Source organism: Veillonella sp. AS16, from assembly GCF_000517785.1.
Classification (GTDB): domain Bacteria; phylum Bacillota; class Negativicutes; order Veillonellales; family Veillonellaceae; genus Veillonella; species Veillonella denticariosi.
The window spans coordinates 462,881-486,521 of record NZ_AZYX01000007.1 but is presented as its reverse complement, the minus strand read 5'-3'; the positions used below and the strand labels follow the sequence as shown (position 1 = coordinate 486,521).

Below are 23,641 nucleotides of genomic sequence, written 5' to 3'. Positions count from 1 at the left end.
TTTTATATGAGGTGACAACATGGCAGTAATTGAGCAAGTCGTGGCAAGAGAAATTTTGGATTCTCGTGGTAATCCAACCGTTGAAGTAGAAGTATGTTTGGAGGATGGTACTATTGCTACTGCGGCTGTTCCATCCGGAGCATCCACAGGGATGTTTGAAGCTGTAGAATTACGGGATGGTGATAAAAATCGCTACAACGGAAAAGGCGTATTGCAAGCCATCGATAATGTAAATGCAAAAATAGGACCTGCTCTTATCGGTTATGATGCTACAGAACAGGTGGCTATCGATAATCTGATGCTGGAACTAGATGGTACGGAAAATAAATCCAATTTCGGTGCTAATGCCATCTTAGGTGTATCCATGGCGGTTGCTCGCGCCGCTGCCGAGTCTCTGGACTTGCCGTTATTCATGTATCTGGGCGGATTTAATGCAAAAGAATTACCTGTGCCGATGATGAATATTTTAAACGGTGGCGCTCATGCTGATAATAATGTGGATATTCAGGAATTCATGATTATGCCTGTAGGGGCTGAATCTTTCAGTGAAGCCCTTCGCAGTTGTGCAGAGGTTTATCATACATTAAAATCTGTGTTGAATAAAAAAGGTTTGAGCACTGCTGTAGGTGATGAAGGCGGTTTTGCTCCAAATTTGGCATCTAATGAAGAAGCGTTAGAGGTTATTTGTGAAGCTATTAAAGTTGCCGGTTATGAACCCGGAAAAGATTTTAAATTGGCACTTGATTCCGCATCTTCTGAATTCTATAAAGACGGAAAATATAACTTGGCCGGAGAAGGTAAAGTTAAAACTGCAACTGAAATGGTCGAGTTCTACGAATACCTTGTGGGCAAATATCCAATCGTATCTATCGAGGACGGTCTTGCCGAAGAAGACTGGGACGGTTGGAAATTATTGACAGGCCGCCTTGGTGGTCGTGTGCAACTTGTTGGAGATGATTTGTTCGTAACGAATACAAAACGTTTGGCAAAAGGCATTGAACTCGGTGTAGGCAATTCCATTTTGGTGAAAGTAAATCAAATCGGTACGCTTACAGAGGCTTTTGATGCAATGGAACTCGCTAAACGTGCCGGTTATACATGTGTTGTATCTCATCGCTCCGGTGAAACTGAAGATACCTTCATTGCAGATATTGCAGTAGCCGTCAATGCCGGTCAAATTAAAACAGGTGCACCGGCTCGTTCTGAGCGTGTTGCGAAGTACAATCAGTTGTTGCGCATTGAAGAAATGCTGTATGAAACAGCTCAATATAAAGGTAATGATGTCTTTTATAATTTGAAAAAATAACAGATATAATAACTTAAATTATCCAGTTACTGTTAAATTTAGTTCCGTTTAACAGTATTAGGCAAGAATATGCTGATACCAGCGCCCTTCGGGGCGCTTTTTTATTTGTGTGAAAGTTATAATTTTTCGCTTCGTGGATTTTTAGAAATAAAAGAGGAATTTAAGATATTGTGTCGAAACAATATACGCCATACGTTAGGGTGAGGTAAAAACATACCGCAAGGTTTAGGAGGTGACCATGTATGTAGATGTAACGTTGGATGATATTATTCTATGTGCTTTGCAACATAATGTGAGCGATATTCATTTTGATCCGATGGAAGAAGGTGTGTATGTCAGGTTTCGTCAAGATGGTTTATTACAGACGCATATGACACTGCCTGATGAGGAGGCGGATCTCGTATTAAATCGAATTAAGGTATGTAGCGCTCTTGATATCAGTGAGAAGCGATTACCTCAAGATGGACGGTGGGTATGGAAGCATCGCAATGAATCTGTAACGATGCGCGTTTCCACACTCCCCAGTCTGTATGGTGAAACTGTAGTGTGCCGTCTTATGGGAAATGAAGGGAGCCATAAAAGTCTTGAAGCGTTAGGTATGCCGCAGCATATTTTTGAACATATAAAAAAATTACTGCAAAGACCGTATGGGCTCATGTTAATTTGCGGTCCTACGGGCAGTGGTAAAACAGCCACATTATATTCTATGTTGCGAATGCTTAATTTACGTGAAACGAAGCTCATCTGTCTGGAAGATCCGGTTGAGGCGGAAATTAAAGGTGCCATTCAAATCGGTATCAATGAGAAAATCGGTTTTACCTTTGCCAAAGGGCTGCGCTCAGTACTGCGTCAGGATCCGGATACGATTATGATTGGAGAAATTCGAGATCGGGAGACTGCCGAATTAGCCGTTAAATCGGCTTTGACAGGACATCGTGTGCTCTCTACAATTCACACCAATACTGCTATGGGCGTTGTCACACGGCTTATGGATATGGGCGTGGAGCCCTATTTGATTCGGGCTACTTTAATAGGTGCCGTCGCACAGCGTTTAGTCAGACGTTTTGATGGAACTGTATATCATGGTAGAACTGCTTTATTTGAGTATTTGGAGATACCTCTTAATGAGGCTGATTGGGATAATCTGGCGTCTCATCTATTATTATCTCTTGAGGACTCCGCAAATGATGCAGTGCAGAGACATATAACATCTTTGGAGGAGGTGCATCGTTGTGGACTCTTGTTGTGAGATAGTTGATCTTGAAGGTATTGTGCAGCAAGCTTTGGATAAATCTTCTACAGATATTCACTTACAATGTGGACAGTTGATTTATTTGCGAAGTGGAGACGGATTAAAGCCGACACATTCGATTTGTACAACCGAACTCATTGAGGATATCTTACAGCGATGCGGTATAGAAACTGACGAATGGCAGTCTTTAGACGAAGCATGCTCCTGCTGCGGCGTACGAATCAGGGTTCATTTATATCGTGCCAATCACATCATATGCGGCACGTTGCGACTTTTATGCCACCATAAATTGGGATTGGATGATACCGGTGAAGGCAAGTTATTGCAAAATTTATGTGCCGCTCATGACGGATTGCTTCTGGTATGCGGCCCTACGGGTAGCGGTAAAAGCTATACCTTAGCGTGTTGCATTGATTATATTAATCAAACGATGGAAAAACACATTATTACACTGGAGGATCCAATCGAGTTCGAGTTTGTTGCGCAGAAATCCCTTATCCATCAACGCCAATTGGGTTGTGACATCATCTCTATGTCCTCAGGAATACGGGATGCGCTGCGTGAAGATCCTGATGTGATTATGGTAGGCGAACTGCGTGATCGGGAAACCCTGGAGGCGGCTTTGCATGCTGCTGAAACGGGTCACTTGGTAATGGCTACGATGCATACACAACGGGCTGTAATGGCTGTACATAGAATGATTTCACTTTTTCCAAGTGAACAACAAGAAGAGGTGCGCAGTCAAATCTCTCAAGTGTTACGTGCAGTAATATGTCAACGGTTATTACGGTGGAACCAACAGTTCATTACGATTCGAGATATTTTATTAAATACGCATGCGGTGGCTAATCTTATACGGACCCGAAAAGAGCCGCAAATTGTTTCCATACAGGAAACACAGATGCCCATGAAGACGTTGGAAATGTCGGTGCGCGATGTAAAAGCTCAATACGGTGGATATCAGCAGTTACATTCTTTACTCGATCAGCAATTGTCATAGGAGTAAGCATGGATGCATATGAATATGTAGTAAGAAATGATGCGGATGAAACCGTAAAAGGTGTATTGTGGGGTGAATCCGAACGAGAAATAGTACTTCGGTTAAAACGTGACGGATTCCGGATTTATCGTATTAACCGCAAAGAAAAATCAAAGGTGCAATCATGGAGTCATGAAGTGGTGGCCGATATAACTTATCAGTTGGGATTACTGATAGAGTCCGGTGTTCCTTTGAGACGCGCTCTGCATTTGCTATGTAATGGTCGTAGAGCACTAGTGTACAGGGCTCTTTACGAATCAATTGAGCGAGGGCAACCTTTGTCTCAGGCGTTTCGGAATGAAGGTTGTCCGCCTATCGCATTGGCTCTGCTTGAGAGCGGAGAGGCATCGGGTACGCTAGGAGAGAGTCTGCGGTATATTTCACATCATTATGAATGGGAACGGCAACTGCGTCAAAAGATTATCAGCGCTATCTCATATCCGGCATTTCTCTTGGTTCTGATGAATTTATTTTTCTTTGTCACCGTATTGTTTATCATTCCGTCCTTTCAGAAGGTGTTTGAGACCATGCATATTGAATTACCGATGATGACTAGAGCTCTATTTGCATTAGGACAAGGGTTAAAGGATCATCCGACAATGGCAATAGGTATTCATTTTCTAGGTGCCGTCTGTATCCTGTGGGGCTATAAACAAAATCGTATACGGCATGCAGTACATCGTAGGTTATGGCAACTGGCTCATCGTCATCAATGGTTAACCTGTATGTATTATACGAGTATGCTCAAGATTTGGGCATTGTTGTTGGAGGCGGGGCTTTCTATTATTCAAACTGTAGAGATCACCCAACCTTTATGGCCTAATCTATATGGTCGTGAATGCAGTGAATACGTAAAAAAAGAACTGTTAAGCGGTCACTCTTTATATGAAAGTTTAGAAGCTGCACATATAGGGAATACTTTCATATGGCAAATGGTATCTATCGGAGAGGAAAGTGGCGAGCTCGTAACGATGTTGAATCACTGCGGTCGCTATTACGAGTTGATATTGTCAAAGTATATAGGGCGTTTGGAGAGACTGTTGGAGCCTATTCTGTTAACGGTTATGGGGATTGGTGTAGCTGTACTCGTCGTATCTGTTATGTATCCGTTGTTTACGTCAATTTCATCTCTCAGCGGATATTGAGTGACATATCGTTATTTATGCAGGTTTATTTTGATTAGGAGTAACAATTGTTATCGTAAAGAAAAGAGTTTTGTGTGAAATGAAAAGGAGAATAGTATGAATTACATGTTACGGTTTGTCAATACAGTTGATGAAAGATTACATCGCTGTAGTCAATGGGTTGTGAGTCATCTGAAGTTAGGTCATGTTCAGCAGGACCTTAAAAGATCGCGCAAAGGCGGGTTCACCTTGGTGGAATTAATGGTGGTGGTTGCTGTTATTGCAATATTGGCGGCCATTGCGATGCCACAGTTTATGAGCGCGGCGGATAAAGCTAAAGCGGCTAAGGAAACTGCTGATATTCAGATTATTAAAAATGCCACTCAGTTGTATATGATCGACAAGAACATAGAGACACCGCCGACTGTTGAAAGTCTATATAAGGAAGGGTATTTAACGGAACATGTAAAAACATCAAAAGGCAAGGAATATACTATCAGTTATGAACAGGTAAGCGGTAATACAGGTAAATCTGTCGTCGTTACCGCTCCAAATACACCATGATGGATGGCTGAAATTGTAAAGATGATTGTATGTTGTTAAGTTTCAATAATGTGTAAGTTCGTATTTGTCTGATAAGGATAGGCTTATGAAAGGGACACAGTATATTATCGCGTTAGTTATATATGTAGCATCCATAATGCTCCCTCTATGGTTTTGTATACAGGCAGTATCTTATATTCACGTTGCTTTATATGCAGTGTTTTCACTCATACTCTTAGCAGGTGCTACCATCGATATGCATTACTATATACTGCCTGATGAAGGTGCAGTTATTCTTGCCATAGGAGGATGTATATACAGCTATATAAATGATTATAGTTTAGTGAACGTTCTTACAGGTGTTTGTGTAGTTGGCCTCATTACATTACTTATACGCTATATCAGTCACAAGGGATTTGGTCTAGGTGATGTAAAGTGGTTTTGTGCTATCGCTACATGGTTGACGCCGTGGGAATTAATCTGTTTCTTCTACATAGCGTTTTGCTCAGGTTCACTCTATCTCTTACTGAGCGGCTATAAGAAACGATATATACCGTTTGGTCCCTTTCTATGCTTTGGCGGATGGTGTGCATTACACTGCGGGAGTTACATGGAGGTATTGTATAGATGGATACTCGTCAGCTTAAAGGGCCAAGGGTAGGTGCTCTACTTGTGGAGTGGGTTATTACCATCGGTTTAGTAATACTCATTGCCACGCTAACTATGCCTATGATGACGACGCCGTCTCGTTATACTCTTAATGGAGCTACACAAGAGGTCGTATGTATGATTAAAAAGGTACAGTTATGGTCTATGCTGGGGCATAAGTCCAATCGCTTGGGTCACATGACATTTGTACTGCATAAGAATAAATACACCATTGCGGAAGATATGTATCATCATACCGTTGATATACAGTTACCAACGTCAATTGAAAGTCAGAGGTCCTTAACGACGATTTCCTTTTCCGCTTTCGGTTTACCGTATGATGAGACGGAAATAGTTTTATTAGATAAGGAAAGTGGTGAGAAAAATCGCATCTGGATATCTGTACAAACGGGGCGTATACGGTGGGAGGAAATTCACTGATTCGGGTTTTCTATATGGAGATGCACTTGCATCAGCCATGATCATCCTATTTATTTTGCCCGTCGTATTGTCCGTGTTCTGGTTAGCAAGTCTTTCTGTTCAACGGGCTTACTATTGGGATCATATTTTGCAAGATACTCTTACATATTTGGAGGAGGCTAAGTGTGAATATTATAAAACGGGACATGTTACCGCCGGAGATTATCCGTCACAGTTTATTATCAGTAACGGGATGAACATAACTTACAGAAAAGGTGCTGCGCTTATTGATATAAAAGGTGTTCCTATGCAGCATATAACCGTACAGGCGTTAGATAACGGACACATTGTTTATACATTGTGTACGGATATTGAACATTGAAACTAGGTATATAACCTATGAGTTGTATGGATATGAATTATATTCTTGAAAGGATGTATATATGAATTGTAAGTATTATGAGAAGGGTCTTAAAAAAAAATAAACAAGCAGGCTTTATTTTATACTCAACTGTTATCAGTATAACCATCTCTACAATTATATTGTCGATTCTGTTGAGCGTCATATTTTATGCTGTCATGTGGGATGCCAAGCTGCTCGATAGTGTATCGATGATGGAGGATGGTCGTTATACACGACGTATGGTAGTAGCCCATATAATGTGGAATAAGGCTCCTGTAACGGTTGAGGATGCCAATCAAAGCCTTATGATTCATGATAATAAAAGAACTACATTCGTTATTCGTCGACATGCATTGTATCGTAAACTAACGGACGGCAGTTTACAACCTGTCAGCGGTAGTCGCATTATCGGAACTGCGGATAAAAGACATTTAGATCATACGCGGGATAAAGGATTTGCGATGGATGAGTACGGTGTGGTTCATTTACATTGGTTCATTAATAATCGGTTTGCTAAAGAAAAATCATATACCGAGGGCTATGGCGGTATAGCCGGTTATGAAGTGGCTACAGGTCGAGGGACGATATTTAATTGGTATATACATGATGAGAACGAGGGCGATAGTGAACACAGAGACTTATAATGCGGGATTCATTACATATGTGGCTATATTATCGATGACTTTTTTATTGCTGGTGGCTTTTACCGGGCTTCATATAGGTCAAATATGTGAAAGTAATACAATGGATGAATTACATCTTGAAGAGGCTCATTATGCAGCTGAACGGGGAGCACACTGGTTTGTCGGCTATTGTAAATCCGGGAATGGATGGGATTTTAATGAGCCGTTATCGGTTGTTGATGATAAGGATTGCACGATTTATATTGAGGCTGATAAGCGTAAAGATATACCACGACATGTAATCAGTTACGGCAGGATAAAATCATATGAAATTAGCAGTCGAATTCATATGTATGTTACGGTTGATACAAATCATCATATGCATGTAGTTTCTATAAAACCATACTGAGGAGAACATATGAAAGAAAAGAAAAAGGTCCATGCGGGACTATGTGTAACCGATGAGAGAATCGTCGGTGTAACGGCACATATTGAAAATAAAACCATGGTAATTACCGATGCGCTTGAAATGAAACGAACCGGCTCCATTGATGAAGATGTAGCAAATTTTATTGAAACTTATGATTTAGATGACGGAGAGTATAGTATTGTTGCGGATATAAAGACACAAATGCATATGGCCGCTTATGATCCGCATGATTTTGATGTGAAGGAATTTATTAAATGGAATGTGGATGACTATTTTGATTTTGATGGCGATTGCTTTCAAATGGATGCATGTCGTCGAGAATATCCACGACATAATTATTACATGTTCATGGTGGCTGTTGATCGGCATGATTTGGAGTTATTGAAGCAGGGGATACGGGATACGTATGCGCCGGTAGATGTTATTGATGGGTGGCCTATACCGATATGTTACAGTTATATGCAACGCAGTGGAATCATAACCGGGATTGTAGAGCCGGAAGGTATGCATTTATGGGCTTGGTGGAAGGATGTATCTGTACAGGACGTTATCGTTCCTATAACGGAATCAGATATAAAAGAGGCTATTTTAAGACTCGAGGAGAAATTACAGCAGTTCGGTATAGATGAAATTAAAGGAGTTCATTTTTATGGAACTGAAGACCTTACTACGGAGAAATGGCGTGAATTGAATTCTATTGTAGATATGTATGGTGATATAGAATATATACCTCTGCTATTGTTAGGACGTGGCCGGAATCGATGCCAGATCGGATGTCTTGATTGGGATATGGCCATAGGCATGGCGGCAAGGGGGTTAAAGTGGATTGGTCAGGGATGGTAATAATGAATTAATCAATCTTATGCCCCGTTCTTTGCAATGGCACAGTTTTTGGCATAGGTATCGATATTTAGGGTATATATTAAGTGTTGTATTTTTCCTGTTAGGCTGTATATCGATCTATTTATGTATCACTTCATATCAGTCCTATCGGAATCAGGTAGGTCAGTGGTGTGATGTGAAAAATAATAGACAGTATGTGGACGTACGGCAAAAGTATGATACGGTAATGTCTTTGCGTAATCAAATATTGCAACGCGATAAAGGTTTTTCACATAATGCCGTTATAATTTGTATATTAGATCTGGCGATGAATCAAGAAATAAGTTTAAATCATCTTGCGTATAAGAACGGGCATATATCCATTGATGGAGAGGGCATAAGTGATGAACGGTGTCGAGCTTTTTTGGATAATGTTCAACATCGATTGACGAAAATTGAGTGTCATGGAACAGTTAAAGCGAATAAAGGAAAATATACATTCCATATGGATGGATCTGAAGGCGAGCACAACGCTACCGGTGGAGAAAATCATGGGAGCGCTTCTGCTTTGGATAATCCTTAGCGGAGTCTGTCTATATGGATATGTATATTTTTATAATCATCAATATTCCATAGCGGAGCAGATGGAGTTATATACTATAAATATGCAGGTTAAATCTGATTATTTAACCTCTAAAGAGGCCGAGTTATTGATGCGGTTTCAATATGAAGATACGTCTCATGAACAGATATTGGAATCTTTGCGAGGCGAACCCTTAATGATTGTGAGTACGGTGGAACATGAAAAAATGCTGGAATTAACGTTGCTGGGCAGTACGGAAAGTCTATTTAATTGGTTGAATTCAGTCGAGAAAGCAGAATCTCAACATCATATAGAAATAGCAGATATTGAGCGAAAGGGCAATGTTGTATATGTGCAATGTATGATAAAGTCCGATAAATAGACTCAAGCCTTTTTTCATTCGTTTATGTTATTATAATTTTATAGATAATGAATAGAAATAGACCCTGGTGAGTTATATCCAAAGGGTCTATCTTTGTTTTTACATGGAATTATAGTAAAATGAAAGATATGAAATGATAAGGGGCTCACTATACATGATAATTAAACGAAATATTATGCTCATCGGTTCTATGGGAAGTGGAAAAAGTCACTTCGGTCGCAATCTGGCGGAACGAAAAGGCTGGCAATTCGTAGATACCGATCGCGTATTGGAAGATCGTTTTGGCTTGCCCATTGCAGATATTTATAAAAAAATCGGAGAAAAAGCATTTCGCCGTGCTGAAATGGATGTTTTAAAAAAGGTATGCTTATACCATGAAGCTGTTATTTCAGTAGGCGGAAACTTTCCGATAGAACATCGTACGTTAAAGATATTGAAAAAATATTCCTATATCATCGGTATTCGCGCAGCACAATTTCGTATTGTAAGTCGTGTTAATCGCCGTATCGGTAAACGACCGACGATGGATTATACAAATGTGAATTCTTTTGTTCATACCATGATACAATCCTGGAAACCTGTATATAAACAGTGTGACTATGTATTAGATACGACAAACGGTCGAACTTTTGATTTTATGCAGCGAATCGAAAAGGCGCTCGAAACATCTGCGGTACAATTTAAAGCAAGGCGTCGATCCAAAGATAATACAATTCCATCAGATGCTATATCCAAACAAGATATACCACGAGGGGGTAATGGATATGAGAAAAATCGCAATATTAACAAGCGGTGGAGACGCACCGGGAATGAACGCCGCCATTCGGGCCGTTACAAGAAAAGCAATCCATGAAGGTTTTCAAGTATTCGGCATTGAACGGGGGTATCTTGGTATTATACAAGAGGCTATATTCCCTCTACAGGCTCGCGATGTTGGCGGAATTATCACTCAGGGCGGTACAATGCTTAAAACGGCAAGGTATCCTGAGTTTCAAGATGAATCTTTGCAAGAGAACGCTTATCAAATATTGAAGCGTCATGGTATCGATCATCTGATCGTCATAGGTGGTGACGGTTCCATGCGCGGTGCACAGGGCTTATCAAGACACGGTATGTCAACGATGACAATTCCTTGTACTATTGATAATGATATGGGCGGTACGCAATATACCATCGGATTTGATACGGCACTGAATACTGTTGTTGATGCGGTCGGGCATATCCGCGATACATCGAACTCTCATGAGCGGGTAGCCATTGTGGAAGTAATGGGCCGTAAGGCCGGACATATTGCTTTGCAGTCCGGGATTGCATGTGGCGCTGAAATCGTTCTGGTACCTGAGAATCCGATGCCGCTTCATGAAGTTTGCCGCCATTTGAAGGAAACTCAATTGCGAGGTAAGGAGTATAGCGTTATACTTGTGGCAGAAGGTGCCTACAAAAGTGGCGAAGTAAAAGAATTTATAAAAAATCATACGGAATTTGACCCGAGTTTGACTGTTCTAGGTTATTTACAACGTGGTGGCGGACCTTCCGCATTTGATGCGATTTTAGCCGCCCGTATGAGTGAGGTATGCATTAATACATTGATGAGCGGCGTAGATAATCGTTTAATCGGGTATATTGATGGTCATATTCGTACTATATCCTATAAGGAAGCGGAAAAATTGCAGTTTCCAATCAATGAAGAACAATATACTTTGTTGTCTATTTTAAGTAGTTAATGGCCCGAAGGGCCATTTTTTATCTCAATAAAATTATATTGTGTAAAAGTCAATAGTACTGTATAATTGATTAAAACCGATAGACATAGCCTGATTGGCTATAGATTCTCATGAATATAATCAGTTCTTCATTTTTCTATAAGGAGATAAGAATGAAAGAATTTTTTAGAAAACATCGCAAACGTATTATTACCGGTGCTGTAGTACTCTGTGTACTCGGTGGCGGTGTTTATTACTACATTAACAGCGATGATGCGAGTCAATCACAAAAACTATATACTACGGGTAAAGTTGAAAAAGGTGATGTTAAAACAAGTATTTCTGCAACAGGGACAATTAACCCTGTCAACTATGTAGATGTATCCACAAATGTAGCCGGCAAGCTTGAATCAGTATTGGTTAAGGAAAATGACCAAGTTACAGCCGGTCAGGTTATTGCGTATATTGATACGCGTCAATTACAAGCCACTGTCGACGATGCACGTGCAGCAATGTCAAAGGCTGAACTTGATATGAATCGTTATAAAGCCTTGGTTGATCAGAATGCGATTGCGCAACAGAAATATGATGATTCCGTTACTGACTATGAACGTGCTAAGTCTGTATATGATAAAGCTGTAGCTGATTTGAGCGATGCCACCATTACGGCTCCGATGGCCGGTACCGTTGTGGGTACCCCTTTGAAGGCGGGCCAAACGATCAGTACAGGGATTTCGACACAGATGATTATCGCCACGATTGCCGATTTATCTAATTTAGAAATCTATCTCACAGTGGATGAAACGGATATCGGAAATATTAAAAACGGATCGCGTGTTGAGTTTACAGTCGACTCCAAACCTGGTGAGACTTTCACGGGCTATGTATCTGAAATTGCTAAAGGTACAAAGGGTGAATTAGGCAAAACCAGTACGAGTGTAGTGTACTATACCGTAAAAGTTGCCATACCTCAGGATATAGCGGGTAATTTCTTGCCGACAATGACGGCGAGGGCCACTATTTTCGGGGATGATATAAAGAATACATTAGTTGTTCCTCTAACAGCCGTACGTACTGATAAGCAAGGGGAATATGTATATGTTATTAAAGATGGTCAACCTGTGAGAACAGCTGTATCTACCGGCGTAACCGGAGATACGAATGTACAAATTCTCAAAGGCTTGTCTGAAGGTGACGAAATCATCGTGAGCGGTGATGTGACTGCACCAAAGAGTAATGTAGGCGGACCATTCTAAGAGAAGGTGCTTATGAATCAATCAGTAATTGATATACAAGGGATTACAAAGACCTATGTGAATGGCAAATTATCAGTTCCTGTTTTGCATGGCATTGATTTACTTGTCAATAAGGGCGAGTTTATATCCATCATGGGACCATCTGGTTCCGGTAAATCCACCTTTATGAATATTCTCGGCTGTTTGGACCGCCCTACGACCGGTTCTTATCGTCTTAATGGTGATGAGGTTGCCACCTTATCCGATGATGAACTGGCGTTTGTGCGAAATAAACAGATCGGTTTTGTATTCCAAAGTTTTAATCTGCTAACAAAATTAACGGCTCTTGAAAATGTGGCATTGCCTATGATTTATGCCGGTGTAGGCAAGAAAAATCGAAATGAGCGGGCTTCTTTGTTATTACAATCCGTCGGCCTCGGAGACCGTATGGATCACTTGCCGTCCGAATTATCCGGTGGGCAACGACAACGTGTTGCCATTGCCCGTGCGTTGGCGAATGACCCTTCAATCATTATGGCCGATGAGCCCACAGGGAATCTCGATTCCAAGTCGACTATCGATGTCATGAATATTTTTCGTGGCCTTCATACTGAAGGGCGAACAATTATTCTCGTAACGCATGAACCGGATATTGCAACGTATGCAAGTCGTAATGTTGTTCTCAAAGATGGAATAATTGTGGAGGATTCGATTAATTCAAATATGACTCCGGTAGAGGAGGTGCCTCATGTATAGAGAAAGTTTCTTAATGGCTTGGGCCTCCTTGGTCGCTAATAAAATGCGGTCTATATTGACCATGCTGGGTATTATCATCGGTGTAGCCGCCGTTATTGCATTGGTATCAATCGGTAATGGTGTAAAGCAGAACATTCAAGAGTCTATTTCCAGCTTGGGTTCCAATTTACTGGTAGTTATGCCGGGGGCTGCACGTACCCCGGGGGTTAGACCTTCGGCAGGGTCCATGAAGTCCTTAAAAATATCCGACTATGAAGCGATTGCCAAGCTAGACGGTGTGAAAGCTGTCAGTCCGATGACTAATAATTCGTATGTGGTGATTTATCAGAATAAAAACTGGACCACATCCGTGTCAGGCGTTAACTCGAACTTTCAGGATGTAAATAACTGGTCAATGGCATCCGGTCGTTTTTTCTCCGATAAGAATGTAAAAAACCGTGAACGTGTAGCGGTTGTAGGTCAGACGGTGGTGAAAAATCTATTTGCCGACGAAGACCCTGTCGGACAGGAGATTCGGGTTAAAAACATCCCGTTCCGTGTTATCGGAGTCCTCAATAGTAAAGGGAACGGCTCAATGGGTAATGACCAAGATGATACGATATTAATACCTTATACAACGGCAATGGAACGCGTGGAAGGTGTTGACTACCTACGTATGTTGTATGTTGTAGCTAAGGATGATGACGGTATTGATAGATTACAGGCGGATATAGAAAATTTATTACGTGTTCGTCATAATATTAAGGATACGAATTTGGATGATTTTAATGTTCAAAATATGAAATCTATTATGGAAACAGTAGCTGAGACAACCGGGACATTTACATTGTTCTTAGGTGCTGTAGCGGCGATTTCGCTCGTAGTAGGCGGTATCGGCATCATGAACATCATGCTTGTATCCGTAACGGAGCGTACTCGAGAAATCGGTATACGTAAGGCTCTGGGGGCGACGTACAGCGTAATTGTTACACAGTTCTTAATCGAGGCCGTCGTTATCAGTTTGATGGGTGGTCTCATTGGTATTGCTTTCGGTATCGGCGTATCTAAATTAATTGGTACGGCATCCGGTATGCATACGGTTATATCCGTTCCGACGATTTTCTTATCCTTCGGCTTCTCCATGGCTATCGGGTTAATCTTCGGCATTTACCCTGCCCGTAAAGCGGCTAAATTGAACCCTATTGATGCATTACATTATGAATAAATGATCTACTGTTTACACGGTAGCTATTCGCATATGGTGCGTTGCGTGATACAATGATTACGTAACGCACCATTTTATATTGATGGAAAAACTTCAAGTTCCACCAACGAAAGAATGTATATGTGTATTGAGTAGAAATAAATTTTATTTAAAATGTATTGTAAATTGAAAATGGAGAATCCCATGGCGACGAGCTTATTAGAATATTTTAACGAACTGCGCGAGCAAAATCCTTTTTCTTGGGTGAAAGATTCGGAGGTTACGGCCGTTGAGGCCGGTCATATCGAAATGACATTACAAACGAATGCAACGGAGTACTGTAATTTTAGAGGCCATCTGCACGGTGCAGTCTGTATCGGTTTTGCGGATAGCTTGATGGGTTCATCCTGCTTTACCTTAGGAAAATCCGTGAGTACAATCGATATTAACGGCAATTATGTGAAAGCTGTTACAGGCGGTACCTTATTACGCGGTGTGGCTAATGTAGAACATAACGGTAAAACCACTATGGTTGCGACGGCACGTATTTATAATGAACTCGGGGAGCTCGTTCATTTGGCAAGGGGTACATTTTATGTCTTGGAAGAAAAGCCGTTGCCTGATTTACCATGGCGTTTTATTGAAGAGGACAACCCTGATTTGGTATAATGAAATTTGAACTTTATACTATAGGAGGATGCTTGAATGAAAGAAGAACTACAACGGATTAAGGCTGAAGCCCTTGATGCCATTAAAGGGTTGACAGATCAACGATCGTTGCAAGATATACGCGTTAAATATTTGGGTAAAAAAGGTGAGATAACGGCCTTATTAAAAGGGCTAGGTAAATTATCTCCGGAAGAACGCCCTAAGGCGGGCGCTCTCGTTAATGCCGTGCGTGAAGAATTAGAGGCTAAAATCGATGCGGTTAAGACCCGCATGGAAGCAGCTGAGCTAAATGCCCGTTTAGAACAAGAACGCATTGATATTACTTTGCCTGGTCGCGCACCGAAATCTGGTCATATTCATCCTTTAACTGCGGTTAATGAGATGATTGAGGACTTCTTTATGAAAATGGGATATACCGTTGAAGAGGGGCCGGAGATTGAACAGGATTACTATAACTTCGAATGCCTTAATTTGCCGAAAGATCATCCTGCACGTGATATGCAGGACTCCTTCTATATTACAGAAAACTTCCTGTTACGTACGCATACCTCTCCGGTACAAGCTCGTACAATGCAACGCCATGAACCGAACAGTCCAATCCGCATGATTGCACCAGGTAAGGTATATCGTTGGGATTACGATGCGACGCATTCCCCAGTATTCCATCAAGTGGAAGGGCTTATTATCGATGAGCACATTACATTTGCCGACTTGAAAGGGACCCTTGAATCTTTCTTGCGTCATATGTATGGAGATGAAACAAAAGTGCGTTTCCGTACAAGCTTCTTCCCGTTCACAGAACCATCTGCCGAAGTGGACATTTCCTGTGTTATGTGTGGCGGCGAAGGCTGTCGTGTATGCTCCCATACCGGTTGGCTTGAAATCTTAGGCTGCGGTATGGTTCATCCTGATGTGTTGCGCATGAACGGTTATGATCCTGAAAAGGTCAAAGGCTTTGCCTTTGGTATGGGCGTAGAGCGTATTGCTATGCTTTTATACGGCATTAACGATTTACGTCTATTCTTCGAAGATGATGTACGATTCTTGGAACAATTTTAGGAGGAACTCATGAAAGCAAGCTTACAGTGGATGAATGAATACGTGCCTGTGGATATGACTCGTCCTGCCCAGGAATTGGCCGATGAATTGACACAAGCGGGTATTCCTGTAGAAGATGTCATTGCTATGGATAAGGGCATTAAGAAAATTTATACCGGTAAAATCATTGAGATTATTAAACATCCGGATGCGGATAAATTACAAGTATGTCAAGTAGAATGCCTAACAGAAGAAGGCGAACCTGTTACAAAGCAAATCGTAACGGCTGCTACTAATGTTGCGGTAGGTCAAATCGTACCTGTAGCATATCATAAATCTCGCTTAGCGGACGGTACGGAAATTAAAAAGGGTAAATTACGTGGTGTCGTATCTGAAGGTATGTTCTGTTCTGTTGCAGAATTCGGTATCTCCAGCGACTTAGTGTTACCCGAAGAAGCGCAAGGCATTTATATTTTTCCGGAAAATACGCCAATCGGTCTTGATGTAAAAGACGTATTGGGCCTGAATGATATAGTATATGAATTTGAACTTACCGCAAATCGTGCAGATTGTTTCTCTATGGTTGGCTTATCTCGCGAGTTCGGTCTGATGACAAATCAAAAAGCGTTGTTTCCCGTTATCATGGTGAATGAAAACGGTGAATCCATCGAAGGTAAAGCATCTGTATCCATCGAAGCTGATGATCTTTGTACCCGTTTTACATCCCGTATAATTACAAATGTGACCGTTGAACCGTCTCCATTGTGGATGCAAAACCGTTTGCGTAACAGCGGTATTCGCCCTATTAACAATGTGGTAGACGTGACAAATTACGTTATGTTGGAACTTGGTCAACCTATGCATGCATATGACTATGACCATGTAAAAGGTCATCAATTAGTGGCAAGACGTGCTCAAAATGGAGAAGTTCTGGTTACACTTGACGGTTCTGAGCGCGAATTGAATGACTCCATGCTGATCATTGCCGATGCGGAACGTCCGGTAGGCGTAGCTGGTATCATGGGTGGCTTTGATAGTGAAGTAACGAATGAAACTACTACGGTCATATTGGAAGCCGCCGTCTTTAACGGCCCGTCTATTCGCCGCACGGCAAAAGCTCTCGGCATGCGTTCCGAGGCATCTGGTCGTTTTGAACGTGGTGTAAATCATAAATACACTGCCTATGCTATCGACAGAGCGGCTCAATTATTACAGCAGATCTGTCCTACTTGTAAAGTTGATGTAGGCGTTATCGATGTATATAAAAATCCTGTAGAACAACGTACCGTTACTTTTACAGTAGAACAAATTAATGACTACTTGGGAACCGATATATCAAAAGATGAAATGGTCCGTATTTTGACAGCCCTTGAGTTTGTGATTACCGAAGAGGGTCATCAATTGTCCGCTCTTGTTCCGACCTGGCGCGGAGATGTGACCGTGATGCCTGATATTGCAGAGGAAATTGCTCGTATTCACGGTTATGACAATATTAAACCGACTATTCCTGTTGCGGTACTATCCTCCGGCGGTATGACACCTAAAAAAGCTCTCATTAAAAAGGTGACACATACATTGGCGGATATGGGCATGACTCAAATCATTACCTTTAGCTTCATGCATAAAGACGGGTTAGCCAATATGATGTTGCCTAAAGGTGATAGTCGTTATACAGCGATTCCTATTTTGAATCCTATTTCTGAAGAATTTCCGTATATGCGTACCACATTGGTGCCGGCTGTTATCGAAGCGGCGCAACGAAATATAGCGCAGCAGAACAAGGATCTCTGGCTATTTGAAACTGCAAATGTATATGAACCTAAGACTTTACCGTTAACCGAAGTTCCTCACGAACGTCCTATGGCCTGCGGTATCTTGATGGGCAAGGTAAACCAAGCTGGTTGGAACCAAGCAGAACGCACTACAGATTTCTATGATGTAAAAGGCATCGTCGACGGTTTATTGGCTAAGCTTGGTGTCAAGGACTATACTGTTAATCGCGGTACCGAGCCATATTTCCATCCTGGAGTAAGCTCTCAATACGTTGTAGACGGCAAAATGATTGCTCAGTATGGTGAATTACATCCCCAAGTGAGCAAGAATTTTGACTTGCCTGGGAAGGTATATATGTTTGAAATCGACTTGGAAGCGGTATTATCTTTGTCGATTCCGCCATTCCGTTATACAGCTTTCAGTAAGTTCCCGGGAACCAGTCGCGATCTCGCTATTGTGGCACCCGTATCCGTATCCAGTGATGATGTGTTATCAATCATTACAGAACATGGTGGGGAATATTTAGAAAGTGCATCTATCTTTGATGTGTATGAAGGGGAACATATCGAGGACGGTTATCGCAGTCTTGCGTACAATTTGCAATTCCGCTCTATGGACGGTACACTGAATGATGAGGATATTGATGGTAATATTCAAGCTATTATTGATGCATTAGCAGAAATTAATTGTAGATTACGTTAATCTCAAGCAGTATATTGAAAGGGTTTACCGTATGGTAAACCCTTTTAGTACTATAGTTATACCTTTAGTGAGATAGAAAGGACTCTCCATGGAATTATTGGCTCCTGCCGGCACGATGGAAAATTTTATAGCCGCGTTAGAGGCCGGGGCGGATGCAATTTATCTGGGCGGTAAGGGATTTAACGCACGTGCTCATGCAGCGAATTTTGGTATTGATGAGCTGTCGGAGGCCATCCGTATGGCGCACATATTGGATGTGTCCGTTTATGTTACGGTAAATATCCTGATTGGTGATTCTGAACTTACGGCCCTTGCTGAATATTTGAAGGAGTTAGAGCGTATCGGTGTCGATGCTATCATCGTGCAAGACTTGGCCGTGGCTAAATTAGCACAACAGGTGGCCCCTAAGTTACATCTTCACGGTAGTACGCAGATGACGGCGGCCACACTCGATGCTGTTCGTTTTTATGAAAATCTCGGTTTTACACGTGTCGTATTGGCGCGAGAATTGAGCCTTTCAGAAATCGAACATATTTGTAAAAACTGCACAGCGGAGATTGAAGTTTTTGTACATGGTGCCTTATGCGTGTGCTATTCCGGACAATGTTTGATGAGTTCTTTCATCGGCGGACGCAGCGGTAATCGCGGTGCCTGTGCACAGCCTTGTCGTCTACCTTATGAGTTGCTGAATTCGTCGGGAACGAGTTTATTACCGAAGCATGAAGCTTATTTACTGAGTCCCAAGGATTTAAATTATAGCGAGCACATGAATGAACTGGTTGCGGCAGGGGTTACATCGTTTAAGGTGGAAGGCCGCATGAAAAAGGTGTCCTATGTACGCCAGGTTATCGGTACATATCGACATATTCTGGATACGGCTCATATGGAATCATCCGATGCTGATGCATTGGCGGCAGGCTTTAATCGGGGATTTTCTACAGATTATTTAACAGATCATGTAGGAAAATCAATGATGACCGTTGTAGCTCCCAATAATCAGGGAAAACCTATTGGCAAAGCGGTTATAAAAAAGAGACAAGTTCATTTAATTCTGACTGAGCCTATTGAAAAGGGTTCATTACTGAAGGTGATGCAAGCATCGGGAAGCATTACGTATTATCAAATCGATCAAAACTGGTCGGTAATTGATGATAAACATTTTATGGGTAAACCTGATGAAGGCTTTGCAGCAGGACAAGTGTATCTGGCGTCTGCACCTAAATCACAAAAGCAGCGTGGTTTACAGGATTTTACGGCAAAACTTGAAGTTCATGGATATCTGACGATCAATGCGGAAACGGAGCGAGCTTTTACAGAACTCACATTCGTTTTGAATGATGGCCGCAGCGTAACCGTATCTAATGAGTTTGAACCGGTATATGCCAATAATAAGCCCACATCATTAGAAAAAGTCACTAACCAGGTGGGACGTTTGGGTAATACATTATTTACATTAGGCTCTATGTCGATTCCTGAGGGACCATATATGTGGCCGGCGAGCGTATTAAATACATTGCGCCGTGATGCTGCAGAGGCTTTGGAATCTTTATTAATTAAGGCTCATGAGGATTCATGGGCTAAATTATCCGTAGAGCCCCGAGATATGTCATCTATGGTGGCTAAACATAGTATTCAATATGAAGGGTCTATCATCAGTGTTCGTGTAGATGAAGTAGAAGGTGTGTCAGCCGCTATCGAAGGGGGCGCCAAGAAAATCATTTTCGGAGGTGACCGCTTACAACGAAAACCTTATGAACCACGTATTTATGAGCAGGTTTCAAATCTTTGTAAAGAGCATGAGGTTATCTGTGCATTTGCTACACCGCGGGTGATAAAAGATGATGAAGTAGATGCTTATATGAAAACCTTACAAGCTATGGTAGAGGCTAAACCTGATAGCATTTCCATTCATGTGCCGCAGGCATTACTGTGGCTTCGAGATTTAAACTATACCGGAGCCATTGAAGCCGATACGGGTCTCAATATATTTAATCGTTGTGCTTTAACAGTATGGCAGGACTTTAATATGAGCAGTATTGCACCATCTTTGGAATTAACTTTGACGCAGTTAGTACAATTGCAAAGGTCTACCATATTGCCCTTGGAGGTGATGGTTCATGGGTATACGGAAATGATGATTTCCGAATACTGCGCTATTGCCGGTTTCGTGGGTACCGGGAAAAAAGAAAATTGTCCTATGCCATGTGTTACTGAAGATTATGCGTTAAGGGATCGAAAAGGGGAAGTTTTTCCGTTGCGTACAGATCCGTATTGTCGTATGCATATCATGAACAGTCATGAGATGGATATGCGTTCTTATGTGCCGGAGTTAATGCGCAAGGGGTTACGTATATTGCGTATTGATGGTCGCCATATGGATTCCAATAGATTACGTAACATCGTAACGGATTATGTGGCCATTCAAAATGGAAAGAAACAGGCTCCTCATAAGAGTATGGGCAAGAATGATACGCCTATTACTCGGGGGCATTATTTTAGAGGTATTTTATAAACGAGGTAGTACATTGTTTAACGAAAATGTATTAGACTTTCACCATATAAAAGAACAATTGCAGCAACATTGCAGTTCCAGTATTGCCAAAGAGTTGGCTATACAGATGGAACCGATGACCGATATAAAAGCGATTCAGGAGAATCTTGATGAAACCGCTGAAGCCGTACGGTCGTTGCAAACCGAGGTGGAACAGCCATTGGGGGGAACGCGTGATATCCGCGAATCCTGTAAGAATAGCCGAAAGGATTTTGTACTCACCCGTGAAGCCTTGTGGGATATTTATTCCACTATAGGGGCTTATAAGCGGATGACGAAGTTCTTTAGAACGAAGTATATGGAGTATCCATTGTTATCTCTTTGGGTGCAGGATATGCCGAATACAGATCGGTTAGAACAGCGTTTCAGACGTGTTTTTGATGATAAAGGGGAATTGCTGGATACGGCATCGCCTAAACTGGCAAGTCTCCGTAATACCATCGTTAAAACACGCGATAAGATTAAGCATGATATACAAGCTATCCTGCATGACAAGGACAATCAAAAGTATTTTCAAGAGGCGATTATCACACAGCGCAATAATCGCTATGTGATTCCTGTAAAGCAAGAATATCGCCAGTATTTTGACGGACTCATTCACGACCGTTCCGCAACGGGTCAGACCTTGTATATCGAGCCGATGCGCTTGGTAAATTTAAATAATGAATTACAGGAGGCTTTGATTGGTGAAGAACAGGAAGTAATACGTATTTATCGTGAACTTTCAGCCCTTGTAAAACAGCATAGCAATGATTTGATGGATGCCTGTGAAAGAGTATCTCATATTGAATTTGTATATGGTAAGGCGAGTCTTGCCATTGCCTATAAAGGTGTACCCGCCGTTTTGAGTACGGATCGAACGGTAAATCTCATGCGCGCCCGTCATCCATTGATTCCTGCCAATATGGTAGTACCAACAAATATTCAATTGGGTACATCATATCGAATCCTTTTGATTACGGGGTCCAATACGGGAGGTAAGACGGTATCACTTAAGACATTGGGCTTATTAAGCCTGATGAATCAATGTGGACTGTTTATTCCCGCTGATCACGGTTCTATGTTGCCGATATTCCATAGTATCTTTGCGGATATCGGGGATGAGCAGAGTATTGAGGCCAGTCTCAGTACGTTTTCCGCGCATATGACGCAGGTTATTTCGATCATCAAACATTGCGGGCCTAATGATCTCGTATTACTCGATGAGCTCGGATCCGGTACGGACCCCGAAGAAGGTAGTGCTCTGGCCGTATCTATTTTGGAATTTTTCCGTCAAAAGGGCGCTCTTATGATGGTCAGCACCCATTATAATGAGCTTAAGAATTATGCCTATCATACTGAGGGCATCGAAAATGGACATGTGGAATTTGATGAACGTACATTAAAGCCGACCTATCGTTTACATATCGGTGTAGCCGGCAGCAGTCATGCGTTGAGCATTGCCGCGCGGTTGGGACTTCCTAAGGATATCGTGGCTCGTGCATCGGAGTATAAATCGCAATTCGGCAGTCATGAAATGGAGGAAGTTCTTTCCGATTTGAATGAACAATTGCGTAAGGCATCGGAGCGGGAGCGAGCCCTTAAAAAGGAACTTGATGAAACTCGTCGTATGCGGGGGCAATTGGAAAAGGAAAAGAAACAGTTCAATGAAAAGCGAAAGCAGATTTTAGCCAAGGCACAAGCCGATGCGGAGTCTATGAAACGCAGTTTACGCGTCGAAGGGGAGGCCATTATCAAGCAGTTGAAATCTCAATTCTCTGAAATGAATAAGGATAAGAGACAGTCTGCCATTAATGCGGCTCGTAAGGGGATTTCAAATGTATATGTACCGGATGCACCGGTGGATGACAATCGCAAAAGCTTAACACCGGATACTATTAAAGTCGGTCAGGCCGTATATGTGACGACACTGCGTTCATTAGGAACGGTATTATCCGTTAAGGGCAATCGTGTCAATGTAGATATTAATGGACTTACCGCGACGGTTAAGATTAATGAATTACAATCTGCAACACGAGAAGAAGGACACAAGCTTGAACGTGAACAAAGAGGTGCTATTCCTAAGATGAGAAAGCGTATGGGCGGTTCAGCGGTTCAACGACAAAAAGAGGTGCGTACGGAAATCAATATTCTCGGTCAGACCGTAGATGAAGCGACCGTATCTGTGGGTCGATTTATCGACCAGGCGTTACTGGGCGGTGTCAACCAGGTACGAATTATTCATGGTAAGGGAACAGGTGCATTGCGCGAAGGTGTTCATCAATATTTACGTACATTGCCTCATGTGGCACATTTTGAAACGGCCGGTTATGATGAAGGCGGTGCAGGTGCTACTAATGTAGTACTTAAATAACTATTATTTAGATTTTTATATCGGTTGTTGATAACAGTTGTGAAAATAAATTTCAGCCTAATAATACATAATATTAATATTGTAATGAAAATGGTAGCGGATG

Annotated in this window: 23 protein-coding genes; all 23 read left to right on the top strand. The window is 41.8% G+C overall.

All coding sequences use genetic code 11. The annotated features are described in order from the left end of the window. Window positions 1-19 precede the first annotated feature (19 nt). The 23 genes from eno (at window position 20) to HMPREF1521_RS02305 (ending at window position 23,538) form a co-directional block, all read left to right on the top strand. Window positions 20-1,306, top strand: coding sequence for a phosphopyruvate hydratase (eno, locus tag HMPREF1521_RS02415; protein WP_038115374.1), 1,287 nt, complete (start codon window positions 20-22; stop codon window positions 1,304-1,306). 238 nt (window positions 1,307-1,544) lie between these two features. Then, window positions 1,545-2,555 (top strand): GspE/PulE family protein, encoded by a 1,011-nt coding sequence (locus HMPREF1521_RS02410; RefSeq protein WP_038115370.1) that lies wholly within the window; start codon window positions 1,545-1,547, stop codon window positions 2,553-2,555. Further along, the gene (locus tag HMPREF1521_RS02405) at window positions 2,539-3,558 is read left to right on the top strand and encodes a type IV pilus twitching motility protein PilT (protein ID WP_038115368.1); all 1,020 of its coding nucleotides are present in this window, start codon (window positions 2,539-2,541) and stop codon (window positions 3,556-3,558) included. Before HMPREF1521_RS02410 ends, HMPREF1521_RS02405 begins: the two co-directional genes overlap by 17 nt. A gap of 8 nt (window positions 3,559-3,566) precedes the next feature. Further along, window positions 3,567-4,742, top strand: coding sequence for a type II secretion system F family protein (locus HMPREF1521_RS02400; protein ID WP_038115366.1), 1,176 nt, complete (start codon window positions 3,567-3,569; stop codon window positions 4,740-4,742). A gap of 96 nt (window positions 4,743-4,838) precedes the next feature. Next, window positions 4,839-5,285, top strand: a complete 447-nt coding sequence (locus HMPREF1521_RS02395) for a prepilin-type N-terminal cleavage/methylation domain-containing protein (protein WP_156924910.1) — start codon at window positions 4,839-4,841, stop codon at window positions 5,283-5,285. Window positions 5,286-5,370: 85 nt separating this feature from the next. Beyond that, on the top strand, window positions 5,371-5,925 hold the full coding sequence (locus HMPREF1521_RS02390; protein WP_038115364.1) for an A24 family peptidase: 555 nt from the start codon (window positions 5,371-5,373) through the stop codon (window positions 5,923-5,925). Continuing rightward, window positions 5,892-6,353 carry a hypothetical protein gene (locus HMPREF1521_RS02385; protein ID WP_038115362.1) on the top strand — a complete coding sequence of 154 codons (462 nt, stop codon included), beginning with the start codon at window positions 5,892-5,894 and terminating at the stop codon, window positions 6,351-6,353. Before HMPREF1521_RS02390 ends, HMPREF1521_RS02385 begins: the two co-directional genes overlap by 34 nt. 37 nt (window positions 6,354-6,390) lie before the next feature. Next, window positions 6,391-6,714 (top strand): hypothetical protein, encoded by a 324-nt coding sequence (locus tag HMPREF1521_RS02380; RefSeq protein ID WP_038115360.1) that lies wholly within the window; start codon window positions 6,391-6,393, stop codon window positions 6,712-6,714. Window positions 6,715-6,911: 197 nt separating this feature from the next. Then, on the top strand, window positions 6,912-7,379 hold the full coding sequence (locus HMPREF1521_RS02375) for a hypothetical protein (protein ID WP_051435732.1): 468 nt from the start codon (window positions 6,912-6,914) through the stop codon (window positions 7,377-7,379). Between the two features lie 34 nt (window positions 7,380-7,413). Then, window positions 7,414-7,767, top strand: coding sequence for a hypothetical protein (locus HMPREF1521_RS02370; protein ID WP_232203166.1), 354 nt, complete (start codon window positions 7,414-7,416; stop codon window positions 7,765-7,767). Between the two features lie 9 nt (window positions 7,768-7,776). Continuing rightward, window positions 7,777-8,631 carry a hypothetical protein gene (locus tag HMPREF1521_RS02365; protein ID WP_038115352.1) on the top strand — a complete coding sequence of 285 codons (855 nt, stop codon included), beginning with the start codon at window positions 7,777-7,779 and terminating at the stop codon, window positions 8,629-8,631. 307 nt (window positions 8,632-8,938) lie between these two features. Beyond that, window positions 8,939-9,193, top strand: a complete 255-nt coding sequence (locus HMPREF1521_RS09085) for a hypothetical protein (protein WP_232203165.1) — start codon at window positions 8,939-8,941, stop codon at window positions 9,191-9,193. A 61-nt stretch (window positions 9,194-9,254) separates the two neighbouring features. Beyond that, window positions 9,255-9,575, top strand: coding sequence for a hypothetical protein (locus HMPREF1521_RS09080; RefSeq protein ID WP_232203164.1), 321 nt, complete (start codon window positions 9,255-9,257; stop codon window positions 9,573-9,575). 154 nt (window positions 9,576-9,729) lie between these two features. Next, on the top strand, window positions 9,730-10,428 hold the full coding sequence (locus HMPREF1521_RS02350) for a shikimate kinase (RefSeq protein WP_038115348.1): 699 nt from the start codon (window positions 9,730-9,732) through the stop codon (window positions 10,426-10,428). Further along, window positions 10,385-11,299 carry an ATP-dependent 6-phosphofructokinase gene (locus HMPREF1521_RS02345; protein ID WP_038115345.1) on the top strand — a complete coding sequence of 305 codons (915 nt, stop codon included), beginning with the start codon at window positions 10,385-10,387 and terminating at the stop codon, window positions 11,297-11,299. Before HMPREF1521_RS02350 ends, HMPREF1521_RS02345 begins: the two co-directional genes overlap by 44 nt. A gap of 152 nt (window positions 11,300-11,451) precedes the next feature. Next, a complete protein-coding gene (locus tag HMPREF1521_RS02340) occupies window positions 11,452-12,534 on the top strand; it encodes an efflux RND transporter periplasmic adaptor subunit (RefSeq protein ID WP_038115343.1) in 1,083 nt (360 codons plus the stop codon). 12 nt (window positions 12,535-12,546) lie between these two features. Further along, complete coding sequence (locus tag HMPREF1521_RS02335) at window positions 12,547-13,269, top strand: ABC transporter ATP-binding protein (protein WP_038115340.1); 723 nt, start codon at window positions 12,547-12,549, stop codon at window positions 13,267-13,269. Further along, on the top strand, window positions 13,262-14,473 hold the full coding sequence (locus HMPREF1521_RS02330; protein WP_038115338.1) for an ABC transporter permease: 1,212 nt from the start codon (window positions 13,262-13,264) through the stop codon (window positions 14,471-14,473). The genes HMPREF1521_RS02335 and HMPREF1521_RS02330 overlap by 8 nt, the downstream gene beginning before the upstream one ends. Window positions 14,474-14,656: 183 nt before the next feature. After that, entirely contained in the window at window positions 14,657-15,121 is a 465-nt protein-coding gene (locus HMPREF1521_RS02325; protein WP_038115336.1) for a PaaI family thioesterase, read from the top strand. 36 nt (window positions 15,122-15,157) lie between these two features. Then, window positions 15,158-16,180: a phenylalanine--tRNA ligase subunit alpha gene (gene pheS / locus HMPREF1521_RS02320; protein WP_038115334.1), complete on the top strand. Its 1,023-nt coding sequence runs from the start codon at window positions 15,158-15,160 to the stop codon at window positions 16,178-16,180. Window positions 16,181-16,189: 9 nt separating this feature from the next. Beyond that, complete coding sequence (gene pheT / locus HMPREF1521_RS02315) at window positions 16,190-18,634, top strand: phenylalanine--tRNA ligase subunit beta (RefSeq protein ID WP_038115332.1); 2,445 nt, start codon at window positions 16,190-16,192, stop codon at window positions 18,632-18,634. Window positions 18,635-18,722: 88 nt separating this feature from the next. Continuing rightward, window positions 18,723-21,146 carry a DUF3656 domain-containing protein gene (locus HMPREF1521_RS02310; RefSeq protein WP_038115330.1) on the top strand — a complete coding sequence of 808 codons (2,424 nt, stop codon included), beginning with the start codon at window positions 18,723-18,725 and terminating at the stop codon, window positions 21,144-21,146. After that, window positions 21,100-23,538, top strand: coding sequence for an endonuclease MutS2 (locus tag HMPREF1521_RS02305; protein ID WP_232203163.1), 2,439 nt, complete (start codon window positions 21,100-21,102; stop codon window positions 23,536-23,538). The genes HMPREF1521_RS02310 and HMPREF1521_RS02305 overlap by 47 nt, the downstream gene beginning before the upstream one ends. Window positions 23,539-23,641 lie beyond the last annotated feature (103 nt).

Bases quoted from the DNA above. Each gene is read 5' to 3' on its own strand.
- HMPREF1521_RS09080 (WP_232203164.1), top strand. From the start codon at position 9,255: ATGGAGTTATATACTATAAATATGCAGGTTAAATCTGATTATTTAACC.
- HMPREF1521_RS02395 (WP_156924910.1), top strand. From the start codon at position 4,839: ATGAATTACATGTTACGGTTTGTCAATACAGTTGATGAAAGATTACAT.
- HMPREF1521_RS02330 (WP_038115338.1), top strand. From the start codon at position 13,262: ATGTATAGAGAAAGTTTCTTAATGGCTTGGGCCTCCTTGGTCGCTAAT.
- HMPREF1521_RS02400 (WP_038115366.1), top strand. From the start codon at position 3,567: ATGGATGCATATGAATATGTAGTAAGAAATGATGCGGATGAAACCGTA.
- HMPREF1521_RS02305 (WP_232203163.1), top strand. From the start codon at position 21,100: ATGATACGCCTATTACTCGGGGGCATTATTTTAGAGGTATTTTATAAA.
- HMPREF1521_RS02350 (WP_038115348.1), top strand. From the start codon at position 9,730: ATGATAATTAAACGAAATATTATGCTCATCGGTTCTATGGGAAGTGGA.
- pheS (WP_038115334.1), top strand. From the start codon at position 15,158: ATGAAAGAAGAACTACAACGGATTAAGGCTGAAGCCCTTGATGCCATT.
- HMPREF1521_RS02365 (WP_038115352.1), top strand. From the start codon at position 7,777: ATGAAAGAAAAGAAAAAGGTCCATGCGGGACTATGTGTAACCGATGAG.
- HMPREF1521_RS02310 (WP_038115330.1), top strand. From the start codon at position 18,723: ATGGAATTATTGGCTCCTGCCGGCACGATGGAAAATTTTATAGCCGCG.
- HMPREF1521_RS02385 (WP_038115362.1), top strand. From the start codon at position 5,892: ATGGATACTCGTCAGCTTAAAGGGCCAAGGGTAGGTGCTCTACTTGTG.
- HMPREF1521_RS02345 (WP_038115345.1), top strand. From the start codon at position 10,385: ATGAACGCCGCCATTCGGGCCGTTACAAGAAAAGCAATCCATGAAGGT.
- HMPREF1521_RS02340 (WP_038115343.1), top strand. From the start codon at position 11,452: ATGAAAGAATTTTTTAGAAAACATCGCAAACGTATTATTACCGGTGCT.
- HMPREF1521_RS02375 (WP_051435732.1), top strand. From the start codon at position 6,912: ATGTGGGATGCCAAGCTGCTCGATAGTGTATCGATGATGGAGGATGGT.
- eno (WP_038115374.1), top strand. From the start codon at position 20: ATGGCAGTAATTGAGCAAGTCGTGGCAAGAGAAATTTTGGATTCTCGT.
- HMPREF1521_RS09085 (WP_232203165.1), top strand. From the start codon at position 8,939: ATGAATCAAGAAATAAGTTTAAATCATCTTGCGTATAAGAACGGGCAT.
- pheT (WP_038115332.1), top strand. From the start codon at position 16,190: ATGAAAGCAAGCTTACAGTGGATGAATGAATACGTGCCTGTGGATATG.
- HMPREF1521_RS02370 (WP_232203166.1), top strand. From the start codon at position 7,414: ATGACTTTTTTATTGCTGGTGGCTTTTACCGGGCTTCATATAGGTCAA.
- HMPREF1521_RS02380 (WP_038115360.1), top strand. From the start codon at position 6,391: ATGATCATCCTATTTATTTTGCCCGTCGTATTGTCCGTGTTCTGGTTA.
- HMPREF1521_RS02410 (WP_038115370.1), top strand. From the start codon at position 1,545: ATGTATGTAGATGTAACGTTGGATGATATTATTCTATGTGCTTTGCAA.
- HMPREF1521_RS02335 (WP_038115340.1), top strand. From the start codon at position 12,547: ATGAATCAATCAGTAATTGATATACAAGGGATTACAAAGACCTATGTG.
- HMPREF1521_RS02390 (WP_038115364.1), top strand. From the start codon at position 5,371: ATGAAAGGGACACAGTATATTATCGCGTTAGTTATATATGTAGCATCC.
- HMPREF1521_RS02325 (WP_038115336.1), top strand. From the start codon at position 14,657: ATGGCGACGAGCTTATTAGAATATTTTAACGAACTGCGCGAGCAAAAT.